This is a genomic window from Neobacillus nitrireducens, from assembly GCF_030915405.1.
Taxonomy (GTDB): domain Bacteria; phylum Bacillota; class Bacilli; order Bacillales; family Cytobacillaceae; genus Neobacillus.
In genome coordinates, this window is sequence record NZ_CP133262.1 from 3,648,321 (window position 1) to 3,671,449 (window position 23,129).

At 42.7% G+C, this 23,129-nt stretch carries 18 protein-coding genes, 17 tRNA genes and 3 rRNA genes; 27 read left to right on the forward strand and 11 right to left on the reverse strand.

The window, feature by feature from the left end; genetic code table 11:
* Positions 1–678 (forward strand): PspA/IM30 family protein, encoded by a 678-nt coding sequence (locus tag RCG22_RS17620; protein WP_308103995.1) that lies wholly within the window; start codon positions 1–3, stop codon positions 676–678.
* 117 nt (positions 679–795) lie between these two features.
* On the opposite strand, the gene RCG22_RS17625 is transcribed toward RCG22_RS17620, so the two are convergent.
* Positions 796–972 (reverse strand): hypothetical protein, encoded by a 177-nt coding sequence (locus RCG22_RS17625; RefSeq protein ID WP_176525628.1) that lies wholly within the window; start codon positions 970–972, stop codon positions 796–798.
* A 375-nt stretch (positions 973–1,347) separates the two neighbouring features.
* On the opposite strand from RCG22_RS17625, the gene RCG22_RS17630 reads away from it, so the two are divergent.
* Together RCG22_RS17630 and RCG22_RS17635 are read left to right on the forward strand one after the other, a co-directional pair.
* On the forward strand, positions 1,348–1,773 hold the full coding sequence (locus RCG22_RS17630; RefSeq protein WP_308103996.1) for a hypothetical protein: 426 nt from the start codon (positions 1,348–1,350) through the stop codon (positions 1,771–1,773).
* A gap of 1 nt (position 1,774) precedes the next feature.
* A complete protein-coding gene (locus RCG22_RS17635; protein ID WP_308103997.1) occupies positions 1,775–2,428 on the forward strand; it encodes a PspA/IM30 family protein in 654 nt (217 codons plus the stop codon).
* A 46-nt stretch (positions 2,429–2,474) separates the two neighbouring features.
* On the opposite strand, the gene yiaA is transcribed toward RCG22_RS17635, so the two are convergent.
* Positions 2,475–2,945: an inner membrane protein YiaA gene (gene yiaA, locus RCG22_RS17640; protein WP_308103998.1), complete on the reverse strand. Its 471-nt coding sequence runs from the start codon at positions 2,943–2,945 to the stop codon at positions 2,475–2,477.
* A gap of 571 nt (positions 2,946–3,516) precedes the next feature.
* Between yiaA and RCG22_RS17645 the strand changes: the two genes are divergently transcribed.
* From RCG22_RS17645 to RCG22_RS17740, 20 genes are all read left to right on the forward strand, one after another.
* A 16S ribosomal RNA gene (locus RCG22_RS17645) occupies positions 3,517–5,054 on the forward strand.
* 211 nt (positions 5,055–5,265) lie between these two features.
* Positions 5,266–8,204 (forward strand): 23S ribosomal RNA (locus RCG22_RS17650).
* Between the two features lie 77 nt (positions 8,205–8,281).
* Positions 8,282–8,398, forward strand: a 5S ribosomal RNA gene (gene rrf, locus RCG22_RS17655).
* Together the 16S, 23S and 5S rRNA genes with 17 tRNA genes alongside form the textbook arrangement of a ribosomal RNA operon.
* A 38-nt stretch (positions 8,399–8,436) precedes the next feature.
* Positions 8,437–8,511 (forward strand) — tRNA-Glu (locus tag RCG22_RS17660).
* A gap of 4 nt (positions 8,512–8,515) precedes the next feature.
* Positions 8,516–8,591: transfer RNA gene (locus tag RCG22_RS17665), tRNA-Val, on the forward strand.
* Positions 8,592–8,601: 10 nt separating this feature from the next.
* Positions 8,602–8,677 (forward strand) — tRNA-Thr (locus tag RCG22_RS17670).
* 20 nt (positions 8,678–8,697) lie between these two features.
* Positions 8,698–8,773 (forward strand) — tRNA-Lys (locus RCG22_RS17675).
* Between the two features lie 36 nt (positions 8,774–8,809).
* Positions 8,810–8,894: transfer RNA gene (locus RCG22_RS17680), tRNA-Leu, on the forward strand.
* A gap of 37 nt (positions 8,895–8,931) precedes the next feature.
* Positions 8,932–9,006: transfer RNA gene (locus RCG22_RS17685), tRNA-Gly, on the forward strand.
* A 5-nt stretch (positions 9,007–9,011) separates the two neighbouring features.
* A tRNA-Leu gene (locus RCG22_RS17690) sits at positions 9,012–9,100 on the forward strand.
* Positions 9,101–9,122: 22 nt separating this feature from the next.
* Positions 9,123–9,199, forward strand: a tRNA-Pro gene (locus tag RCG22_RS17695).
* 16 nt (positions 9,200–9,215) lie between these two features.
* Positions 9,216–9,288 (forward strand) — tRNA-Ala (locus tag RCG22_RS17700).
* Between the two features lie 7 nt (positions 9,289–9,295).
* Positions 9,296–9,388 (forward strand) — tRNA-Ser (locus RCG22_RS17705).
* Between the two features lie 24 nt (positions 9,389–9,412).
* Positions 9,413–9,486, forward strand: a tRNA-Met gene (locus RCG22_RS17710).
* Between the two features lie 40 nt (positions 9,487–9,526).
* Positions 9,527–9,603, forward strand: a tRNA-Asp gene (locus tag RCG22_RS17715).
* Between the two features lie 61 nt (positions 9,604–9,664).
* Positions 9,665–9,737: transfer RNA gene (locus RCG22_RS17720), tRNA-Phe, on the forward strand.
* Between the two features lie 36 nt (positions 9,738–9,773).
* Positions 9,774–9,847, forward strand: a tRNA-Cys gene (locus RCG22_RS17725).
* Between the two features lie 11 nt (positions 9,848–9,858).
* Positions 9,859–9,932, forward strand: a tRNA-Gly gene (locus RCG22_RS17730).
* Between the two features lie 4 nt (positions 9,933–9,936).
* Positions 9,937–10,013, forward strand: a tRNA-Ile gene (locus RCG22_RS17735).
* Positions 10,014–10,022: 9 nt separating this feature from the next.
* Positions 10,023–10,094 (forward strand) — tRNA-Asn (locus RCG22_RS17740).
* A gap of 264 nt (positions 10,095–10,358) precedes the next feature.
* On the opposite strand, the gene RCG22_RS17745 is transcribed toward RCG22_RS17740, so the two are convergent.
* The 5 genes from RCG22_RS17745 to RCG22_RS17765 form a co-directional block, all read right to left on the reverse strand.
* On the reverse strand, positions 10,359–10,892 hold the full coding sequence (locus tag RCG22_RS17745) for a DUF5683 domain-containing protein (RefSeq protein ID WP_308103999.1): 534 nt from the start codon (positions 10,890–10,892) through the stop codon (positions 10,359–10,361).
* Positions 10,893–11,618: 726 nt separating this feature from the next.
* Complete coding sequence (locus RCG22_RS17750) at positions 11,619–11,954, reverse strand: LCP family protein (RefSeq protein ID WP_308104000.1); 336 nt, start codon at positions 11,952–11,954, stop codon at positions 11,619–11,621.
* 63 nt (positions 11,955–12,017) lie between these two features.
* Complete coding sequence (locus RCG22_RS17755; RefSeq protein ID WP_308104001.1) at positions 12,018–12,500, reverse strand: sigma-70 family RNA polymerase sigma factor; 483 nt, start codon at positions 12,498–12,500, stop codon at positions 12,018–12,020.
* Positions 12,501–13,170: 670 nt separating this feature from the next.
* Positions 13,171–14,100 carry a dihydrodipicolinate synthase family protein gene (locus RCG22_RS17760; protein WP_308104002.1) on the reverse strand — a complete coding sequence of 310 codons (930 nt, stop codon included), beginning with the start codon at positions 14,098–14,100 and terminating at the stop codon, positions 13,171–13,173.
* A 210-nt stretch (positions 14,101–14,310) separates the two neighbouring features.
* A complete protein-coding gene (locus RCG22_RS17765; protein WP_308104003.1) occupies positions 14,311–15,072 on the reverse strand; it encodes an IclR family transcriptional regulator in 762 nt (253 codons plus the stop codon).
* Between the two features lie 268 nt (positions 15,073–15,340).
* On the opposite strand from RCG22_RS17765, the gene RCG22_RS17770 reads away from it, so the two are divergent.
* Entirely contained in the window at positions 15,341–15,646 is a 306-nt protein-coding gene (locus tag RCG22_RS17770) for a hypothetical protein (protein ID WP_308104004.1), read from the forward strand.
* A gap of 568 nt (positions 15,647–16,214) precedes the next feature.
* Here RCG22_RS17770 and RCG22_RS17775 read toward each other — a convergent pair.
* The 4 genes from RCG22_RS17775 to RCG22_RS17790 form a co-directional block, all read right to left on the reverse strand.
* Entirely contained in the window at positions 16,215–17,453 is a 1,239-nt protein-coding gene (locus RCG22_RS17775) for an NAD(P)/FAD-dependent oxidoreductase (RefSeq protein ID WP_308104005.1), read from the reverse strand.
* Positions 17,450–17,782, reverse strand: a complete 333-nt coding sequence (locus RCG22_RS17780) for a (2Fe-2S)-binding protein (RefSeq protein WP_308104006.1) — start codon at positions 17,780–17,782, stop codon at positions 17,450–17,452. Before RCG22_RS17780 ends, RCG22_RS17775 begins: the two co-directional genes overlap by 4 nt.
* Positions 17,775–18,050: a (2Fe-2S)-binding protein gene (locus RCG22_RS17785; RefSeq protein ID WP_308104007.1), complete on the reverse strand. Its 276-nt coding sequence runs from the start codon at positions 18,048–18,050 to the stop codon at positions 17,775–17,777. Before RCG22_RS17785 ends, RCG22_RS17780 begins: the two co-directional genes overlap by 8 nt.
* A gap of 77 nt (positions 18,051–18,127) precedes the next feature.
* Positions 18,128–19,741 carry a sigma-54 interaction domain-containing protein gene (locus tag RCG22_RS17790; RefSeq protein ID WP_308104008.1) on the reverse strand — a complete coding sequence of 538 codons (1,614 nt, stop codon included), beginning with the start codon at positions 19,739–19,741 and terminating at the stop codon, positions 18,128–18,130.
* Between the two features lie 214 nt (positions 19,742–19,955).
* Between RCG22_RS17790 and RCG22_RS17795 the strand changes: the two genes are divergently transcribed.
* The 3 genes from RCG22_RS17795 to RCG22_RS17805 are packed head-to-tail and all read left to right on the forward strand — an operon-like array spanning position 19,956 to position 23,118.
* The gene (locus RCG22_RS17795) at positions 19,956–21,134 is read left to right on the forward strand and encodes an NAD(P)/FAD-dependent oxidoreductase (protein WP_308104009.1); all 1,179 of its coding nucleotides are present in this window, start codon (positions 19,956–19,958) and stop codon (positions 21,132–21,134) included.
* The gene (locus RCG22_RS17800) at positions 21,131–22,168 is read left to right on the forward strand and encodes a proline racemase family protein (protein WP_308104010.1); all 1,038 of its coding nucleotides are present in this window, start codon (positions 21,131–21,133) and stop codon (positions 22,166–22,168) included. Before RCG22_RS17795 ends, RCG22_RS17800 begins: the two co-directional genes overlap by 4 nt.
* Positions 22,165–23,118 carry a proline racemase family protein gene (locus RCG22_RS17805; protein ID WP_308104011.1) on the forward strand — a complete coding sequence of 318 codons (954 nt, stop codon included), beginning with the start codon at positions 22,165–22,167 and terminating at the stop codon, positions 23,116–23,118. Before RCG22_RS17800 ends, RCG22_RS17805 begins: the two co-directional genes overlap by 4 nt.
* Positions 23,119–23,129: the final 11 nt, after the last annotated feature.

The window sequence follows — 23,129 nt, forward strand, 5'->3', positions numbered from 1 at the left end:
ATGGGTATTTTTAAAAGAATCAAAACGATTGCAAAGGCAGATATTAATGGACTATTAGACGGGATTGAAGATCCGATTGTGATGTTAAATGAGTATTCGAGGGAAATGGAACAGGAAATAACGAAAGGCCAGAAAGCCCTCACGAGACAAATTTTTGCCGAGAAAAAAACAGAAGCACTTATTTCTGAAACACGAGCGTTGGTGGACAAGCGTACTCGCCAGGCAAAGTTGGCGATTGAACAAGGCGATGAGGCGATGGCAAAACTAGCCGTCCAAGAAAAACTCACGAAAGAAAATCAGTTACAGCTATATGTGGGCCAATTAGAATCGATTAAAGGACAAACTCAAATCCTTATTGAAAAATTAAACGAGCTAAAGGAAACGTACAATCAATTGCAGCAAAAGAAAATCTTGCTCGCTTCACGTGCCAATGTGGCGCAGTCGATGCAACAGATTCAGAAAGCGACGGTTTCCTTCAATACAGATGATATCGCGAGAGGAGTAGCACGTGCTGAAGACCGGATCTTAATGATGGAAGCAGAAGTACAGGCGGGAAATCAGTTCTCGACACCGTTGGCTCAGTTTGACGAAGCCTACAATAATTTTGTGAGCGATGAAGTGCTAAATAAGGAAATTGAAAAGTTAAAGAGTGAAAAAGAAAAAGTGGCTGCATTTTAACCTTAATTTTAATGAAGGGACGAGGAGCACCACCTAATAGGCTGGGTGCTTCTCTTTCTATCTCATACAGAAATAGTGAACAAAGAAATACCCAGGCATCGAATAGCCTGGGTATCGTTAGGAGTTTAAATAGTGGTCGTACATATCTAAACATTCGAGAAGTTCTATTTTATATACCATTAATGCCTTTTTTACCGTTTCGTTATGATTGTTATTGAGTTCAATGTTGCATTTCTCTAATTCCGACGTTTTCATCGCAGTGAGTTCGTTGTAAATATTCGTTAAATCGTGCATTTGTTCATTCCCCTAACCTATTATTTTTGAAAAACCACATGTAACCCAGGCTGCTTCTCCTCTAGCAATCTTTTGACATGCCTTTTCTAATAGAATGGACACCTATTTGATTTTCTATACTATCAAGTTCCTTTGTTTCCGAGACCTATTACGTGCTTAGTGGAACTTATGACCTATATTTTGAGACTTACAACTTTTGCTGGATAATAAATGGGAATTATTTGTTTCTATGCCTGTGTGACACTAAGAATACCTTTTTTGTTAGTCGAACTCCCAAAAAAATAAAAAGCTTTATAACTAGCCTCCTCTTTTCACCAAGATTTCACCAAACTCTATTATATTCATTACATAAGATAACGAAAGGAGATAAGAGAGATGAACACAAAGGTAAAAAAGGGTATTTTCTGGGGAGGCATTATTGCCGCTTCGGTACTAGTGATCAACGTACTCCACTTTCTATTAGGAGGGGGCAGCGAGCATGCTAGAGGTCCACATGGACATGGCGGTGGCATGGGTCAGCATGGTGGCGGATTTGATGCCGGCCAGCAGATGATGAATGGCGGTCACCAAATGATGAATGGTGCGCACCATGGTGGTGGATTTCCTTGGCTTTTCCTTATTATTGGACTGGCAGCCGTGGTTCTATTAGTGAGATGGCTTAGAAAGAAATCAAAAGCTTCATCGATGCAACAGTTTATTGACACCTCTGTGATAGGCTCGCATATACCGGTCACAAACCAAAATGCTAGCGTTTTAGATCAATGGGAAAAAAATCTATTAAATAAAAAGGAGAATGAATAATATGGGTATTTTTAAAAGAATCAAAACGATTGCAAAGGCAGACATTAACGGATTATTAGACGGGATTGAGGATCCGATTGAGATGTTAAATGAGTATTCGAGGGAAATGGAGCAGGAAATTGTCAAAGGTCAGAAAGCGCTAGCAAGACAAATTTATGTAGAGAAAAAGCAAGAGGCACTAATTTCACAGGTGAAAGCGTTGGTGGACAAGCGTACCCGTCAGGCCAAACTCGCGATTGAACATGGCGACGAGGCGATGGCAAAATTAGCTGTTCAAGAGAAACTCAATCAAGAAAGCCAGTTACATCTTTATCAGGGACAATTAGAGTCGCTTAAGGGACAAACAAAAATTCTTATTGAAAAATTGGACCAACTGAAGGAAACATACAACCAAATGCAGCAAAAGAAAATCTTGCTCGCATCCCGAGCCAATGTGGCGCAGTCGAAGAAACAAATCCAGAAAGCGACGGTTTCTTTCAATACGGATGATATTGCAAGAGGAGTAGCTCGTGCTGAAGATCAGATCTTAATGATGGAAGCAGAAGTACAAGTGGGCAATCAGTTTTCTACACAACTCGCTCAGTTTGACGCAGCCTATAACAGCTTTGTGAGTGAAGAAGAGCTCAATCAGGAAATTGAAAAGTTAAAGAGCTAGCAAGGGGGAAGCAAGGGGATGGTTCTCTTGCTCCCTACTTCCCTAATCAATTTCGTTCTCTTGCCACTTGTGTATCTCTAATGTTCTTTTGAACCGTAATGGCTGCAAATAAACTTAGAACAAATGCCATACCGTAAAATCCCTTCTCGCTTAAATCAATACTTCCTGCATTGAATAAACCGATCCCCATTAATGCGATAGCTACAATAAGTGCAAACCAGCTAATACCATAATATATATTAGTAACTGGTATTCCCTCATCTTTATCTCTTACTGCTTTTTGTAAAGAAACTGCTGAATAAAGCCCGAATACCAAAACGGCAAAGTAATATCCCTTTTCGTTCAGTTGCATCGATGCGTTATATAGGCCGATTAGATAAGCCGTCACACCCACCAATAACGCTGCCCAAGAAGCCCCTTTGAAAGCTGGCGTCGGTTCTCCCTCTTTCCTTTCTATTTTCACTTTTGGACCATTTTGCTTTCCTTTATCTAATAAAACCTCATGATCATTCGACATTGAATGTTTCGCCCCCCTCTTTTTATCTATATAAACGGAGCACTGCAGAGACACTGAAGTGCTCCTACCTAAATCCATTATATAGAAATTTATTACAATTAGTAGTGGTATTTGGAAAAGCATGAGAAAGAGGTTTATCCTAGTACATTTAGAAAGATTGTTCGTTGAGCCAGTCCTTCGTTTGGCTCTTTGAATAGTTGGAACATGAAAACTTTTCATTTGGAAATAAAGCAATTTTCTATTGATCTATATCATGAGAAAAGTTATCCAAAAAGCTTTCAATTCAAAAACTTCTATTTAAAAAAGTAATTCTCCCTATTGCATAAATAAATCGAAGATGATACTATAAGAAAGTCGCTTTTAGCCGAACATATTTTATAGCAAAAAGTGATAGAAAAAAGATAAAATATTATATTGACATAATGATAGAAAGTTGATATGATAGTAAATGTCGCTTCTGACATAATAAATTGTTCTTTGAAAACTAAACAAACAATATCGTGCAAAACAAACAAAAATTATTAGTTTCAGAAATGAAGCTAAGCCAACGTAACAAATGAGCTAATCAACTTTCTTGGAGAGTTTGATCCTGGCTCAGGACGAACGCTGGCGGCGTGCCTAATACATGCAAGTCGAGCGAATCACTTCGGTGATTAGCGGCGGACGGGTGAGTAACACGTGGGCAACCTGCCTGTAAGACTGGGATAACACCGGGAAACCGGTGCTAATACCGGATAATCCTTTTCCTCTCATGAGGAAAAGCTGAAAGACGGTTTCGGCTGTCACTTACAGATGGGCCCGCGGCGCATTAGCTAGTTGGTGAGGTAACGGCTCACCAAGGCGACGATGCGTAGCCGACCTGAGAGGGTGATCGGCCACACTGGGACTGAGACACGGCCCAGACTCCTACGGGAGGCAGCAGTAGGGAATCTTCCACAATGGACGAAAGTCTGATGGAGCAACGCCGCGTGAGCGATGAAGGCCTTCGGGTCGTAAAGCTCTGTTGTTAGGGAAGAACAAGTACCGGAGTAACTGCCGGTACCTTGACGGTACCTAACCAGAAAGCCACGGCTAACTACGTGCCAGCAGCCGCGGTAATACGTAGGTGGCAAGCGTTGTCCGGAATTATTGGGCGTAAAGCGCGCGCAGGCGGTCCTTTAAGTCTGATGTGAAAGCCCACGGCTCAACCGTGGAGGGTCATTGGAAACTGGGGGACTTGAGTGCAGAAGAGGAAAGCGGAATTCCACGTGTAGCGGTGAAATGCGTAGAGATGTGGAGGAACACCAGTGGCGAAGGCGGCTTTCTGGTCTGTAACTGACGCTGAGGCGCGAAAGCGTGGGGAGCAAACAGGATTAGATACCCTGGTAGTCCACGCCGTAAACGATGAGTGCTAAGTGTTAGGGGGTTTCCGCCCCTTAGTGCTGCAGCTAACGCATTAAGCACTCCGCCTGGGGAGTACGGCCGCAAGGCTGAAACTCAAAGGAATTGACGGGGGCCCGCACAAGCGGTGGAGCATGTGGTTTAATTCGAAGCAACGCGAAGAACCTTACCAGGTCTTGACATCCTCTGACACTCCTAGAGATAGGACGTTCCCCTTCGGGGGACAGAGTGACAGGTGGTGCATGGTTGTCGTCAGCTCGTGTCGTGAGATGTTGGGTTAAGTCCCGCAACGAGCGCAACCCTTGATCTTAGTTGCCAGCATTTAGTTGGGCACTCTAAGGTGACTGCCGGTGACAAACCGGAGGAAGGTGGGGATGACGTCAAATCATCATGCCCCTTATGACCTGGGCTACACACGTGCTACAATGGATGGTACAAAGGGCTGCAAGACCGCGAGGTTTAGCCAATCCCATAAAACCATTCTCAGTTCGGATTGCAGGCTGCAACTCGCCTGCATGAAGCCGGAATCGCTAGTAATCGCGGATCAGCATGCCGCGGTGAATACGTTCCCGGGCCTTGTACACACCGCCCGTCACACCACGAGAGTTTGTAACACCCGAAGTCGGTGGGGTAACCGTAAGGAGCCAGCCGCCTAAGGTGGGACAGATGATTGGGGTGAAGTCGTAACAAGGTAGCCGTATCGGAAGGTGCGGCTGGATCACCTCCTTTCTAAGGATAAAGCTGGACTTGTGAGCCAGACAAAACAGTTTGCTTTTGACACGATCTTTGTTTGTTTAGTTTTGAGAGTACAATTCTCTCAAAGCTTTTTTCAATCGTTCTTTGAAAACTAGATAATCGTAATGAAGAAGTCAATGTAAGAACCGAGTAATCGCCATTTTAGTTTTTCTCTCTTATTGAATTAAGAGTTATAAACCTTTTAGGTTAAGTTAGAAAGGGCGCACGGTGAATGCCTTGGCACTAGGAGCCGATGAAGGACGGGACTAACACCGATATGCTTCGGGGAGCTGTAAGTAAGCTTTGATCCGGAGATTTCCGAATGGGGGAACCCACTGTTCGTAATGGAACAGTATCTTTACCTGAATACATAGGGTATAGAAGGCATACCCGGGGAACTGAAACATCTAAGTACCCGGAGGAAGAGAAAGCAAACGCGATTCCCTGAGTAGCGGCGAGCGAAACGGGACATAGCCCAAACCAAGAGGCTTGCCTCTTGGGGTTGTAGGACACTCAATATGGAGTTACAAAGGAACGGGGTAGATGAAGCGACCTGGAAAGGTCCGTCATAGAAGGTAAAAACCCTGTAGTCGAAACTTCGTTCCCTCCTGAGTGGATCCTGAGTACGGCCGGACACGAGAAATCCGGTCGGAAGCAGGGAGGACCATCTCCCAAGGCTAAATACTCCCTAGTGACCGATAGTGAACCAGTACCGTGAGGGAAAGGTGAAAAGCACCCCGGAAGGGGAGTGAAATAGTTCCTGAAACCGTGTGCCTACAAGTAGTTAGAGCCCGTTAATGGGTAATAGCGTGCCTTTTGTAGAATGAACCGGCGAGTTACGATCCCATGCAAGGTTAAGTTGAAAAGACGGAGCCGCAGCGAAAGCGAGTCTGAATAGGGCGTTTTTAGTATGTGGTCGTAGACCCGAAACCAGGTGATCTACCCATGTCCAGGGTGAAGTCCAGGTAACACTGGATGGAGGCCCGAACCCACGCACGTTGAAAAGTGCGGGGATGAGGTGTGGGTAGCGGAGAAATTCCAATCGAACTTGGAGATAGCTGGTTCTCTCCGAAATAGCTTTAGGGCTAGCCTCACGTAGTAAGAGTCTTGGAGGTAGAGCACTGTTTGGACTAGGGGCCCTCATCGGGTTACCGAATTCAGACAAACTCCGAATGCCAAAGACTTATCCGTGGGAGTCAGACTGCGAGTGATAAGATCCGTAGTCAAAAGGGAAACAGCCCAGACCACCAGCTAAGGTCCCAAAGTATACGTTAAGTGGAAAAGGATGTGGAGTTGTTTAGACAACCAGGATGTTGGCTTAGAAGCAGCCACCATTTAAAGAGTGCGTAATAGCTCACTGGTCGAATGACTCTGCGCCGAAAATGTACCGGGGCTAAACGTATCACCGAAGCTGTGGATTGACATCTTAGATGTCAGTGGTAGGAGAGCGTTCTAAGGGCGTTGAAGCTAGACCGTAAGGACTGGTGGAGCGCTTAGAAGTGAGAATGCCGGTATGAGTAGCGAAAGATGAGTGAGAATCTCATCCACCGAATGCCTAAGGTTTCCTGAGGAAGGCTCGTCCGCTCAGGGTTAGTCGGGACCTAAGCCGAGGCCGAAAGGCGTAGGCGATGGACAACAGGTTGATATTCCTGTACCACCTCTTTATCGTTTGAGCAATGGGGGGACGCAGGAGGATAGGGTAAGCGCGCTGTTGGATATGCGCGTCTAAGCAGTTAGGCTGAGAAGTAGGCAAATCCGCTTCTCACATAAGGCTGAGCTGTGATAGCGAGGGAAATTTAGTACCGAAGTTCCTGATTCCACACTGCCAAGAAAAGCCTCTAGCGAGATAAATGGTGCCCGTACCGCAAACCGACACAGGTAGGCGAGGAGAGAATCCTAAGGTGAGCGAGAGAACTCTCGTTAAGGAACTCGGCAAAATGACCCCGTAACTTCGGGAGAAGGGGTGCTTTTTGAGGTGAATAGCCTCGAAGAGCCGCAGTGAATAGGCCCAGGCGACTGTTTAGCAAAAACACAGGTCTCTGCGAAGCCGCAAGGCGAAGTATAGGGGCTGACGCCTGCCCGGTGCTGGAAGGTTAAGAGGAGGGGTTAGCTGCTAAGCGAAGCTCTGAATCGAAGCCCCAGTAAACGGCGGCCGTAACTATAACGGTCCTAAGGTAGCGAAATTCCTTGTCGGGTAAGTTCCGACCCGCACGAAAGGCGTAACGATCTGGGCACTGTCTCAACGAGAGACTCGGTGAAATTATAGTACCTGTGAAGATGCAGGTTACCCGCGACAGGACGGAAAGACCCCGTGGAGCTTTACTGTAGCCTGATATTGAATTTTGGTACAGCTTGTACAGGATAGGTAGGAGCCTGAGAAGCCGGAGCGCTAGCTTCGGTGGAGGCGTCGGTGGGATACTACCCTGGCTGTATTGAAATTCTAACCCGTACCCCTGATCGGGGTGGGAGACAGTGTCAGGTGGGCAGTTTGACTGGGGCGGTCGCCTCCTAAAGAGTAACGGAGGCGCCCAAAGGTTCCCTCAGAATGGTTGGAAATCATTCGCAGAGTGTAAAGGCACAAGGGAGCTTGACTGCGAGACCTACAAGTCGAGCAGGGACGAAAGTCGGGCTTAGTGATCCGGTGGTTCCGCATGGAAGGGCCATCGCTCAACGGATAAAAGCTACCCCGGGGATAACAGGCTTATCTCCCCCAAGAGTCCACATCGACGGGGAGGTTTGGCACCTCGATGTCGGCTCATCGCATCCTGGGGCTGTAGTCGGTCCCAAGGGTTGGGCTGTTCGCCCATTAAAGCGGTACGCGAGCTGGGTTCAGAACGTCGTGAGACAGTTCGGTCCCTATCCGTCGTGGGCGCAGGAAATTTGAGAGGAGCTGTCCTTAGTACGAGAGGACCGGGATGGACGCACCGCTGGTGTACCAGTTGTTCTGCCAAGGGCATCGCTGGGTAGCTATGTGCGGACGGGATAAGTGCTGAAAGCATCTAAGCATGAAGCCCCCCTCAAGATGAGATTTCCCATAGCGCAAGCTAGTAAGAACCCTGAAAGATGATCAGGTTGATAGGTCAGAGGTGGAAGCGTGGTAACATGTGGAGCTGACTGATACTAATCGTTCGAGGACTTAACCAAATTTTAAAGCGAACTCGTTTTTACAACTTCTTCTGCATTATCTAGTTTTGAGGGAATGATTCCTCTAAAAAAATAAGTCTGGCAGCAATGGCGAGAAGGTCACACCCGTTCCCATACCGAACACGGAAGTTAAGCTTCTCAGCGCCGATGGTAGTTGGGACACGCGTCCCTGTGAGAGTAGGACGTTGCCAGGCAAACCCTTTGGGGCTATTTTTTTGTGAAAATTTAATACGGCCCCTTGGTCAAGCGGTTAAGACACCTCCCTTTCACGGAGGTAACACGGGTTCGAGTCCCGTAGGGGTCACCATTGTGGAGGATTAGCTCAGCTGGGAGAGCATCTGCCTTACAAGCAGAGGGTCGGCGGTTCGAGCCCGTCATCCTCCACCATATTTCCAATGCCGGGGTAGCTCAATTGGTAGAGCAACTGACTTGTAATCAGTAGGTTGGGGGTTCAAGTCCTCTCGCCGGCACCATTTTTTTCTCATCATACGATGAGCCATTAGCTCAGTTGGTAGAGCATCTGACTTTTAATCAGAGGGTCGAAGGTTCGAGTCCTTCATGGCTCACCATTATTATTTTGCGGCAGCAAAATAGCTTTCAATATTGCGGGTGTGGCGGAATTGGCAGACGCACCAGACTTAGGATCTGGCGCCGCAAGGCGTGGGGGTTCGACTCCCTTCACCCGCACCAAATCTTTTCTGCGTTAGTAAAATAACTTTTCATATATGCGGAAGTAGTTCAGTGGTAGAACATCACCTTGCCAAGGTGGGGGTCGCGGGTTCGAATCCCGTCTTCCGCTCCATTGATGCCGGGGTGGCGGAACTGGCAGACGCACAGGACTTAAAATCCTGCGGTAGGTGACTACCGTACCGGTTCGATTCCGGTCCTCGGCACCATAGCTTTTTAAATGCAGCAAAACGGGAAGTAGCTCAGCTTGGTAGAGCACTTGGTTTGGGACCAAGGGGTCGCAGGTTCGAATCCTGTCTTCCCGACCATTTTACATTAATATACGGGGCCTTAGCTCAGCTGGGAGAGCGCCTGCTTTGCACGCAGGAGGTCAGCGGTTCGATCCCGCTAGGCTCCACTTATACGGAGGAATACCCAAGTTTGGCTGAAGGGATCGGTCTTGAAAACCGACAGGCGGGTAACACCGCGCGGGGGTTCGAATCCCTCTTCCTCCTCCATTTTCATTTTATAAATAATATTGTCGCGGGGTGGAGCAGTCCGGTAGCTCGTCGGGCTCATAACCCGAAGGTCGCAGGTTCAAATCCTGTCCCCGCAATTAATGAAGGTTATTTTCAAGCATAGCTTGAAAAAACTCTGGTCCGGTAGTTCAGCTGGTTAGAATGCCTGCCTGTCACGCAGGAGGTCGCGGGTTCGAGTCCCGTCCGGACCGCCATCTTTATCCCAGTAGGTTATCTACTGTTCTAATATAGATTTTTTTTAGAAAAGTACATATAGGCTCAGTAGCTCAGTCGGTAGAGCAAAGGACTGAAAATCCTTGTGTCGGCGGTTCGATTCCGTCCTGAGCCATCATTAAGTTAAATGGGGTTTCCCCAATAATAGTTAGGCAGCATAGCCAAGTGGTAAGGCAGAGGTCTGCAAAACCTTTATCCCCGGTTCAAATCCGGGTGCCGCCTCCAAATTTTAAAATGCGGGTGTAGTTTAGTGGTAAAACCTCAGCCTTCCAAGCTGATGATGAGAGTTCGATTCTCTTCACCCGCTCCAAATTGGGCCTATAGCTCAGCTGGTTAGAGCGCACGCCTGATAAGCGTGAGGTCGATGGTTCGAGTCCATTTAGGCCCACCATGATATTATTCCGCAGTAGCTCAGTGGTAGAGCTATCGGCTGTTAACCGATCGGTCGTAGGTTCGAGTCCTACCTGCGGAGCTTTTTTTGAACTAGTGGGAAAATTTAACTGTTACTTAAAAATATTAACCACCTTTGAGAAAATATTTACTTTCTCAAAGGTGGTTTTTCTAATGTGCATTTTGAGTTAATCGTTAATTAACCAACAATGGGGGTAATATGGATTGTGCGGGAGAATGGTGGAAATGTTTTTTTAGGCATAGTTAATAGAACTTTGATGAGCTCTGGGAGCTTATTTAATCGGCACTTACCTCAAATGAATGTGGAATTCGATCTGTCTATTTTTTAGTTACTGTGGGCTGCTTTGTGTTTTCGATAAAACATATTCTCCATGATATGTCCGAGAATTCCTACCATTAATCCTAGTGTAAGTCCATTAAAGACAGGGAAATCCAATAATCGAATGAATCTAAAATGTGTGATAAAACTGGAGTCATGCCAAAATAAACCAAAATCCATACCTAATACCAAACCAAGAAAGAATCCTGATAAATAGGTCCTTTGGCCAGCATCATTTCCTAACATTTTATCATTATTGGCTTTTGCAGCGTTAAATGCCTGCCAAATTCCATAACCATATAGGGATGGGTAAAAAAGCGCCCATCTATAATCAATCGCTTGATGTGCCAATTGAATATCACCTTTGAATGAACCGATGAGAGAGATATTTAAATTTGAATTTAAATTGATTAAAAATTCCAAGACGATCAACACTGCTCCAACAATATAATCTTTATTGTAAAACTGTCCGAAGCCTGGTAAAACACATGACCAAAACAGTGCAGCATATGGAGATTGATATTGTCGGCTTTGTCTCATGGTGCACATCTCCCCCAAAAAATATGTAACTATAATTTCTCCAAAGCAAGTGACATCTCCTTCCCTTTGTCCATTATTTGGTAAAAAGGCCCCGGACCACTATTACTATTAGTCTACTCCCGAAGATAACATTATTAAATACATATCAATGAAAAGCCCTTAATTTAAGAACAAACTTTATCTTTTGCTGAACTCAATGAAACAGACAAAATAAAAAAATCCCTAACTTAATAAGGATCGTTACGCTTTCTTTTTACCTGAAGATATCCAATTAGATTTAGAAAATTATATGTGTAAGTAATTTTAACCAGCCGAAAAACGCAATCCATAACGGAATACTGAGAGATGTACCCCAGACTAGTCCAACTAAAAGATTTCCCTGCTTGTCCATGAAATCCACTCCCAAGATAGACATAGATAAACATTATTTGCGAAAACGCTTTCACCTGGTGTTATCATCAATAAATGCCCTAAAAGGAATATGCATCCCCGAAAGGTCAACTAGAGTATATGAAACGAGATTGTTTCCTATATAATAACCAAATACAAATAGGAGAAAAGGGAGAAGTGTGGAGAAAATGAATAAAATATTTCGACAAGTAGTGTAAAAAAAAGCCGAATGATGGTTTTATCATTCAACCATCATTCGGCTTTAACGTTAAAAGTTCTTTGTTACTAGTTCTTTTATTTTTTCTTGATCAATGACTAACTGGTAGTTATTTGCCTTCAGAATATCATCGTACATTCTTTTTCCTTCACCGGGAATTTGGTGGTACTACCACTTGCAAGGGAATAACGCTCGTGCACAACTTCGGCAACCATTTTTCCATCAAAGGAATGTGTACCGGCATTTATGACTTTGTTCTTATTTTCAGCATACCATGGATGGGTTAATTTCACAGCAAATGGGACGTTCATCTCAATACCATCAACGGCATCTACCATAGCCTGAAAGCCGCCATAATTGGTTTCTACATAATAATTGATTGGAACTCCCGTTAGCTCGCCAACTGCTTTGACCGCTTCTTCGACCCCCTTTTGGGCGCCCTTTGTTGTCTGCATAATATATTGAACACTTGTGAGTTTCGTATGTCCTAACGAATATCTGACCTGTACGGCCAAATTCTACTCACGTACTAAGTTTTTTACTTTTTCTCTGGCCCCGCTACGCCAGCCTTTCACTGCTGATAAGGAGACTTTTTCTAGTTCGGCAATTTCCTTGATTGATAGGCGATCGCACATGGTATACAGGAGCCATTTCTTTTGATTTGGTGTCAGTGTTGTGCAGTAGGATAAGAGAATTTCCTTCTGTAATGGGTCATCCCAATAGGAATCCACGACAAGGTCCCAGAATTCCTCATCAGGGTAAACATATCGTTCCTGGTCTAGGTGTGATTTTTTCAATTCCATCAGAAGGAAGCCTTTGATATAGGTGTAGGCATAGTTGGTGAAGCTCCCCTTTTGGGGGTCGAAGCGTTGGCTTGCTTCCCAAAGGGCAATCAGACTGTGTTGATAGAATTCGTCCTTGTCTTTGTATAGGTGGAGCGATTTGATGATTTTATGGAGCATCGGTTGGTACTGATCGACTAATTGTTCAAAGCTTTCCAAGGGAAAGTCCTTTCAGAAAGCGCGCTATTCATGTATTCCCGGGTACCTATACCATAACGGGAATACACGATTGTATCGAATCGACATTATTCATATTTGGAAGGGTTTTTGGCCTGTAAGAGGCTATTTTTGCTAGCAAATTTCATTTTTGGAGGTACTTTTTCGTAGTTTCAGTTAAATTTGGGGTGAATTGCAAAATTCTTTGAATGGGATTCGGATAGGTGTTGGAAGGAGAGGAGTTCAGTAGAAACTAATCTGATTATGGGGAAAGGTAGGTTATTTCCTGCGGAATTTATTTGCGTCATTCGACAAGTTTCTTGCTAGTTTGGTAGGTGAAATTCATAGGTAGCAGCCCTTGCAGCAGTTTCAACCAAACGTTTGATTAGTATAGCCTATATTGTATTTAGTCGAAAGTATGTCGATAGGTGAAAAAAGTGGTTGTTTCGCTATTTTTCTCGTATTTTGATTTCATTTTTCAACATTTTATTTATTCGTTGTCAAGGACCAGCCCTTGTTTACCATGGGGTGAAGTCAATTTAACCAAACGTTTGGTTGAAGGGGAAACTTGACGAACATGGGCAGATTTTGTTAATAGAATTGATTCAAGCAATTAAGATATTTATGTAAAAAAAGCACTACATTCCCTCGTTTGGAAATGCAGTGATTTTTTCTACTTGGAAGCAAGGGGCACTTTTTCTGGCAATACTTCTTTTAGATAGCTTTTTAAAAACAACTTCTTTTCTTCGCTAAGGGGTCTTACTGGTGCTAAAACTTCGGTAGAAACCTCTATTCCTCGCATAACCATTGCTTCCTTCACGACATTCATGAATGGTGAATTAAGTTTATACAATTCTAGTAATGAAGCTAGTTGGCGGTGAAGCGTAATCGCTTGATCAAAACTACCTTCTTTAAAAGCTTGATAGATTCCAACTTGAATTTCCGGAGCGAAGTTCGCAGTTAAGCCGATTGAACCATCTCCGCCAAGAGCTAACGTATTAAAGAAGTGATCGTCATATCCGCAAAATACTGCAAAACCAGGTTTTTCTGCCTTGACGGTTCGAATCATTTCTCTTGTATGTCCCACTGAGACGATGGTTTCCTTAATACCAATGATATTAGGATTTTGTTGGACCAATTTTAGGACCATTTCCGGGGATAAGTCTTGACCTGTCATTTCCGGATAGTTATATAAAATAATCGGCAGATCCACATTTTCTGCTATTTCGGTAAAGTGTTGGAAAAGGCTCTCCTCAGTAAGCTTATAGTAATAAGGATTAATGATGACAAGGCCATCGGCGCCTGCTTCTTTTGCATGTAAGCTTAATGCAATGGTTTCCTTCGTGTTTGGTGTACCTGTCCCGATTACAACGGGCACTCTGCCATTTACATAGCGAGTGGTAAATTCAGCTACTTCTTTTCGTAGTTCGATAGACATTGAAGCAAATTCGCCTCCTGAGCCTAAGAAAAACAGCCCGTCAACTTTTGAATCGATAAGAAAATCAATCAGTGTTGCCATTCCTTTTTCATCAAGGCGGCCATCTTTGTTAAGGATGGTAGCAACGGGGGGAATGACCCCATGAAATTTTTTAACTGTTTGCATCGCACTCTCTCCCTTATATCTAGATTAGGGTTTCCACCCTTGGTAAAGCTTGCTTCGTTCTTTTTCATCATTTTGGATATGTATTGGTGCTTGGAAACAGGTACTCGAATGACTGGTAACGCTTTCGAATTTAGGGGAATCACCTCCTTAAATGAAATCCTTATGCTCAAAACTATTCTAAATGCTAAAAGGATTTACTAAATCGATGGCTTAGTTGATATATCCTGCTTGCTTCGATAGGCGCCCGGCAATGTCAGTAATTTCTTCTCGTGCTGCGTCCTGCTTCTCATTCCAGCTGCTTTCAAGCATTGTAAAACTGACGCCAGCGATAATTTTGTTTTCATGATTGTAAATTGGTGCTGCTACACAGAAAAATCCTGGTACTGCTTCTTGTGTTTCACAAATATATCCTTGTTGTTTTGCAGTTTCGAGCTGTGCCGATAAAACATTAAGATCTGTTACTGTATTTGGAGTGACACTTTCTAATTCTGTGTCTTGGTACAATTCTTTCAGTTGATCAAAGCTGTATTGCAACAATTGGATTTTACCTATTGCTGAGGCATGCGCCGGAAAGCTCATGCCTGGGTCGGTTAGTAAGCGAACAGGTGAATTTCCCTCTTCTTTGGCTAAGTAAATAACCTTCTTGCCATCTAAAATCCCTAATTGGATGTTTTCCTCGATCTTATTTACCGATTTATAGGCTTCTAAATAAAAGGACTGTAAAATGCTAAATTGTCGAAAGTAGGCTGCACTTAGCGCACCTAAGGATGGTCCAAGGGAGTAGGTATCTCCTTTACCTTTGACAATCCATCCAAGGGATTCAAGCGTAGTTAGTAAGGAATACATAGTACTTTTATTAATCTCTAATGACTTTGACAAGTCAATTAGACGAAGTTTTGCTGGTTCTTTTGCAATTTGATTAAGAATGATGCTTGCTCTTTCAATCGCAGGGACACGATATTTTGATTCCAAAAATGTTTCACCTCAATATTTTTATGTGGTTTTGTATAATAAACTAGGTTCTATATGTTGAACTACTTTGATCGTATCACAATATTTGGTTAGTAGAGAAGTTAGTTTGTGTCAAAATTGTCAACATTAAAATTGGACCAGGTCGGATTGAGGTAACGAATTGATTCTATTTTTTCATATATATCTCCTGTCATCAGACGTTTACTTCCTTCTCCCCAAAGAATATATTTAAACTAGTAAGCAACTTCATATATGACAAGGAGCCGGAATGATGTTGATTAGTGATTTTATCGGTGATTTAATTGGTGAGTTATTTAGTGGTATTTTGGATGCAATCATCCCTACTCCGAAGTCTAAACTTGAAAAAAATATTGGTGAATTAAAGGGAGAAGAGTGGTTTTCCCAATTGGATAAGGATGTTCGCTATAATTATATTATTTGGCATAACAAGAAGGTGAAACGGTTCTTAAGCAAGCCTGAAAATATTAAACTTCTTAAAAGTAGTGAAGAGGAGCGCGAAAGCTTTATAGCACTTGTTATTAAGGAGCATAAAAAATTTGTGGGGATCCGCTAAGTCTTTTCGGCAAACTAATTTTGTTGATGAAAATTAGCCGCGATTCGGGATTAGGATAAGGCGGGTAGATGGCCCTAAATTTAAAGAAGTACTTCATTTTAACCAGTTAGATTCCATTTGCTTCAGGTATCTAGCTGGTATCTTAATGGAATTTATGCCACAAGCTGTTCGGAAGAAACTAGATAATAGAAACATTGTTATTTCGGAGGATAATAGGTTTGTTTATATCGAGCCGGTTAGGTGTCGTGTGAAGTATAGGAATTTAAATAAGGCGGGGTTTCTACGGATTCCGTCGCTTGTAAAATTGTATTAAAGAAATAACCTGGAGAATAGGGATGCTCCGGGTTATTTCTTTTTGTTATTTAGATTAGTTAATAGCTCTATCAAATTTGAGGGGAAACCTATGTGTACGAACTCAAGAGGATCTTCATATTCGTGAATTAATCTGGTACCTTTATTTTTTGTTAGTAACTGTTGGATAATGTAGATTGCAAAAATCACAATAAAATTGACGGTTAGATCATAAAAATTTCAGTCATGTTATTTCCAGAATGATCCATTCTAAACTTTATCCTATCTCTTGCAAAGTATCCTGTTCTTTCCCATAAAAAACGTCCCAAAGCTCATAAATTTTCCTGCGGCCGTTTGCAACTTCAGGGTTGAATTGGATGGCAGCGTTTTGACGGACAGTATGAACGTTCTTCATTGCCTGTTCAAGCTTCTCGTTGATATCAGTGCTACCTTTCCCAGCATGTTTAGCAATTGAAATACCGGCCGTTGTTCCTTGAGCCATGGCTATTTTCCCGCTCTCGATGCCAGTGATATTTCCGGCAACAAATAATCCTTCGAGCGGAGTTTCCATTTTTTCAGAATGATGCGGAACATGTCCACCAAGTTCTGGAACGTATTTGAATGGGCAACCGGCAACTGCTGTGAGCTCTGCTAGCGGATACAAGCCGCCTGCGATACATACAAAGTCTGCTTCGTAAACTTTTTCCGTACCTTTGATCACATTTCCATTCACATCAATATCTGCAGTGAGGACGCCTTCTACCTGATCCTTGCCAAGAATTTCAAGAGCTGCTTTTCTAAGCTGCAATGGTGTGCCATTCACCTTAACGCCGTTCTTAGGGAAAAACTTCATTCCTAATTTGCGGAATCCTTCATTTTTCATAAAACTACTACCGAAACGCAAGATTGGTGACGGGGCAAGATGGGCCGCATTTAGAAGCGACTTCATGACTACCTCTGGTTCTCCGGCATTTTTGCTGAGAGGGCTCTTTTCTGGCAGAACAATACGATTCACATTAATTCCAGCTAATTGCAGCTCGTTTAAAATTGCAAATGCTAGAATGTTAGCACCAATGATGATGCCTTTTTTGCCGACCTCGACACGATGAACATTGGTCATGACCTGTGCAGCCCCAACGGACATAACGCCTGGAAGTGTCCAGCCTGGTACAGGAATTGGGAACTCGGCTGCACCAGTTGCCACTAGCACATAAGGAGCTGTTAGTGTCCCTATATTAGTATGAACATTCCATGAATCCTCGTCTTTTTCAAGGTTGTATACAGAAACGCCACAGCGGATATCTATTGATTGTTTTTGAGCTTCATTGTGCAGACGCTCTGATTCTTTTATTCCATTCCACCATTCACCAGACGGTTCCTGGTGCAACTGGCCGAGTAATCTTCCACCGGGTCTGACAAATTCATCAATGACGGTTACTTTTAAGCCATTTTCTGCACATGATATGGCACCAGCTAAACCAGCCGGTCCAGCTCCAATTACGATTACATCTATCATCGATTCTCCACCATCCTTTTAACAATATTAGGATGTTGTTTCCCTTTTTCAACAACCATATTTTCCTTCACAACAGTTAAACAGGCTCTTACATTGGCCTGACCATTTACATTTACACGGCATTCCATACAGTGGCCGATATTGCAATAAAACCCTCTTGGTGTTCCATTTTCCTCATGAACACGCAGTGTTCTCACACCGTTTGCTAGCAGGGCTGCGGCAATTGTTTCATTTTCATTTGCCTCATATTCTTTTCCCTCAAATTTGAATGGAATCTTTTTTCTATCAGCTAATTTTCCTAAAATTGGATGATCTATAATTCTATTCATGATTTTCACCTGCCGTTCCAAAAGTTACAGGGCGAATTGGAGGCTGATATTTTAATGGGATATCTCCTTCTTCTGTATTAGGTTTGATACTTTCAATGATCCGATCGACCATGACTCTACAAGTGCGTCCTCCACAAAAACCCATTCCAGCCCTAGTTCTAAGCTTTAGCTCCCTGGATGTGCATTGATGTTCTTTTGCAGTTGCGAAAACTTGTCCATAGGTAACCTCTTCACAACGACAGATCACAAGTGCTTCTTTGTTATTCATTTGGAAATTCCCCCTCTTCAGCTATATGTAAAAATATAATGCAAGAATCGTACCAACTTTGAAGTCTATATTTTAAATTAGCTTAAGCTGAGGCGTTTTAGACGATTGTAAAGGGTTGCTCGGGTGATCCCTAGCTTTTTCGAGCATTCTAATTTGTTGCCATGGGTTAATTCCAATGCTTTTTCGAGTACCTTTTTCTCGTGCTGATCCATTTCCTCCTGAAGTGGCAAAATGGTCGTGTTCAATTCCATTTGGTTTTCCTGAAGGTCCGTATCAGATACATCTGGATAGCTCATTACTGAATGAAATGGCAAATATTCTTTTCGAATGACGCCATCTGTCGCAAAAACAACAAGGCGTTCAACGACATTACGGAGCTCTCGGACATTGCCTGGCCAATTATATTGAAGCATCTCTTGCATAACTTCCTGTGAAAAGTGGTGGACCGGTCGCTGATAGCGTAGTGAAAAATCCTTTAAAAAATGATAAATCAGTTCAACGATATCTTCGCGGCGATCCCTTAATGGAGGAATTTTTAAACTGACGACATTCAGCCGATAATATAAATCCTCACGAAATTGGCCTTCTTTTATTAATTCAGTTAAATCCCTATTTGTTGCGGCAATTACCCGGAAATCAGCCTCAATTTCTTTTTCACCGCCAACCTTGTAATACTTTCTTTCCTGAAGTACGCGAAGCATTTTGACCTGCATTTCTAAAGGCATTTCGCCTATTTCATCAAGAAAAAGAGTACCGCCTTTAGCGAGTTCAATTTTTCCCTTTTTACCTCTATGATCCGCACCGGAAAAGGCACCGCGTTCATAGCCGAATAATTCACTTTCAAATAATGATTCAGGAATGGCACCGCAGTTGATTGAAATAAATGGTGCGTCAGTCCCTTCGGTTGCCTCATGAATGGATTTGGCAAAGACCTCCTTGCCGACCCCGCTTTCTCCTAAGATTAATACGGTTGATCGGACAGAGCACACCTTTTTCGCCATTTGCACCGTTTTTTCCATCGCAGTGCTTTTCCCCTTAATGTCATTAAAGGGATCTAAAGGCCTGTATTTCGCCATCTCCTGTTCTAAACGGCGAACCTCTGTCGACATATTAAATAATTTTTCATTAAGAACAACCTGGTTTGTCACATCGGTTTCCGATACAACTGCCCCGATAATCCTTTCATTAAAGTAAACAGGGTTTGCATTTATATGAACAAATAGATTAGATCTTGCTTGGTGATCCTTTCCCCGAATTCTTTTTCCTTTGTGCAATGTTTCTAAGATTTCTAGATTCTGATGTTCAAAGAATTCTATAATTGGTTTGCCTAAAATCTCATCTTTTTTGACGGAGAAAATTTTTTCTGCTCCTTGTGTCCATGTGCGGACACGCTCATTCGCATCGATTACTGTCACTGAGGCGTCCATCGTTTCAATGACAGTTTCATAGAAAGCCTTTAATTGATTGTAGGAATCATGCAAAAAATCAATGATTTGTTCATTTGTGATGCAGCCAAGGTCTTGACCGCTTGAATCTGTGACGGTAACAGCTGGATAGTGCTTGCAAACATCAGCTAATACAGAGAAGGAATCATGCAAATGAACCCTTCCTAAAGTGCTTTCATTAACTACTTGGTTTAGATAGATAAAATTATTTTCAATTATTTCTTTGACTGACGGTAATTCAAACATGACAGCCTCCTTAATATGTAAAAATATTTTTACACTGTTTAATATTTTATACACCAGTTTATCAAAAATTTTGACAATTGCAAGCGGATACAAAAAGAGTATTTGGAATAATTGTAAAAATAGTTTGGAAGTTGTTGTTTTTACGCATTTGTAAAAGTTGGCACGAAATTTGCATTAATAAAATTATATAAGAAAACGAAGGGAGGTTGGTTTTGTGAGAAATTATTGTGACGTTTTGGTTATAGGTGGGGGAATCATAGGTTGTGCAATTGCCTATTATACTTCTAAATCTGGACGAGATGTAACAGTTATTGAAAAAGGTGAATTTGTTAGCGGTACTTCATCACGTTGTGATGGAAATATTTTAGCTATTGATAAAGACCCTGGATTTGATAGTCAAATGTCACTTGTCAGTCAGAAATTAGTAGATGAATTAAGCAGAGAATTGAAACAACCCTTTGATTATCGGGCTCCTGGGAGCATTCTTGTCTGTGAGACAGAAGAAGAAATGGAAGCCGCACGAAAGTGGGTTGACCGTCAGAAGGAGGCTGGTTTGCCGTTCAGGATGCTGGACCGTCAGGATATTCGCCAAGATTCCAAGTATTTCGCTGATGATTTATTAGGCGGTTTAGAATGTGCAACAGATTCAACAGTTAACCCATATCTTCTTGCCTTTAACCTTCTTGAGGGTGCAAAGAAAATGGGTGCTAAAGCCCATAAACAAACTGAGGTTACTGGAATGAGAAGGGAGCCGGACGGTACATTTACCGTTGAAACATCTAATGGAATTTTTACCGCAAACCATGTTATTAATGCTGCAGGTGTATGGGCTCCATATATTGGCGAGATGCTGGATCTGTCCATTCCAATTAAACCAAGAAAAGGCCACATCATTGTCGCATCACGCCAGGAATTTGTAGGTCCAAGAAAAGTTATGGAATTTGGCTACTTAATATCCAAATTTGGCGGCAAGCGCCAGGTTGATTCGATTACTGAAAAATACGGCGTAGCCCTTGTTTTCGAACCAACTGAGAGTCAAAACTTCTTGATTGGAAGTAGCCGTGAATTTGTTGGATTTAATACAAAGATAAACAATGAAATTATTAAATGTATTGCCAATCGTGCAATTAGATTTTATCCGAAAATGGCTGACATGATGGTCATACGTTCCTATGCGGGCTTACGCCCTTGGACGGAGGATCATTTGCCAATAGTGTCAGAAGTTGAGGGAATTCCAAACTATTATATTGCGGCCGGTCATGAAGGAGACGGAATTAGCCTTGCCGCTGTAACTGGAAAGGTGATAGAGGAAATTATTAATAAAAAGGATACTTGCATCCCAATTGAACCGCTGAGCTTTTCCCGATTTAAGGAAAGGATGTTGAGCTTATGAAGGCAAATCGAATTTTTACAACAATTGATACACACACGGGCGGAAATCCGACAAGGACATTGATTAGTGGACTCCCAGAGCTAAAAGGGGTAACAATGTCCGAAAAAATGCTACATATGCAAAAGGAGTATGACTGGATTCGTAAGCTGCTGATGAATGAACCAAGAGGACATGATGTCATGTCAGGTGCGCTATTGACAGATCCATGCCATCTGGAAGCAGATATTGGTGTTATATATATCGAAACCGGCGGATATTTGCCAATGTGCGGACATGACACAATCGGTGTTTGTACAGCTTTAGTTGAAGCGGGGCTAATCCCTGTTCAAGAACCAGTTACTTCAATCAAACTTGATACACCAGCAGGTCTTGTTGAGGTAGAGATTAAGATAGAGAACGGAAAAGCAAAGGAGGTTTCCTTCTGTAATGTCCCTGCTTTTCTGTTAAAGAGTGTCTCTGTTGATGTTGAGGGAATTGGAATCGTCAATGCAGACATTGCTTATGGCGGTAATTTCTATGGAATTATTGATGCCAAATCTGTTGGATTAGAGCTGACACCGGAGAATGCATCAAAAATTATTGAAATAGGTATCAAAATTAGAAATACGATTAATGAAAAAACGGATATCGTTCATCCACAGTATCCATTTATTCGCGGTTTGACCCATATTGAATTTTTCACTGAGCCAACCCATGAGGAAGCAGATGTGAAAAATGCGGTCATCGTCCCTCCAGGCGGGATTGATCGTTCACCATGCGGAACAGGTACATCGGCCAAATTATCTGTCCTCTATTCTAAAAAGGAGATAGGCATCGATGAGGAATTTGTGCATGAGAGTATTGTCGGCTCTTTATTCCGTGGACGAGTCCTTGAAACAACAGATGTTCAGGGTGTGGAGGCCGTTATTACAAGAATCACAGGTTCAGCATGGCTAATGGGGATGCACCGGTTCTTTTATAATGAGGAAGATCCGCTTAAAGAAGGCTTTTTACTCATTCCCCCAATGGAACATGAAATGGAGGATGCGAAATGAAAATTCAAAAGGCTTACACGGCAACCGATGTACACGTAGCAGGCCAGGCTTACCGTATTATTAGGGATGCACCATTTATTCATTATCAAAGTTTACAGGAGCTGGATGAGCAATTTTCGCTTGCCTACGAGGAAGAAATTAAACTTCTTTTAAATGAGCCCCGCGGATTTGCCGGACTGAATGGATGTTTGGTTGTTCCACCTTTTAAGAGCGGTGCCGATGCAGCTGTTGTCTTTTTCGATCATAACCGAACAGTTCCTTTTGCATATGGCGGAATTGTTGCTGTTATAACCGCATTGCTGGAGTCCGGCCAATTAAAGGCAAAACCTTCAATTGAATATAGCATTGAAACCGTCAGCGGTGTTGTTACTGTTACTGCTGCTCTGAAAGACGGAGAAGTGAAATTAGTTGAGTTAAAAAGCGAGCCATGCCGGGTTGTAAAAACCCATGTACCAGTGTCTTATTTAGATTTACAGACAGAAGTTGCTCTAGTTCAAGCCGATCATCTCTATGCGATTTTTGATAAAGCAGAGCTGCCTTTTGAGATTGATATGGAGAACCTTCCTGACATTAATCAATGGGGGCAAAAGGCGATTGAAGCCTTAGAAGGCAAACATGCTGTCAGCCGAGTGATCTTGCTGGATCATTCGCAAAAAAGTGAAGGCAAAATCAAAACGGTAACATTCCGCCCGGATCGTTATATTGTGCGTTCTCCAGGATTTGGTACTCTAGCTGCCTGCATTACCTATTTAATAGGTAATGGCGATATATCTGCTGACAGCCCAATTGAAAATGAAAGCATTTTTAATGGCAAATTGATAGCTGAACTTTCAGCACAAATTGAAACTGGTTACGAGTTTAGTTTTTCAGCCCGCGGATTTATTACGGGTATGCAGACATATGTATTAGATCCGACAGATCCATTATCTGCAGGGTTTTTATTAAAATAAAAAACTATTAA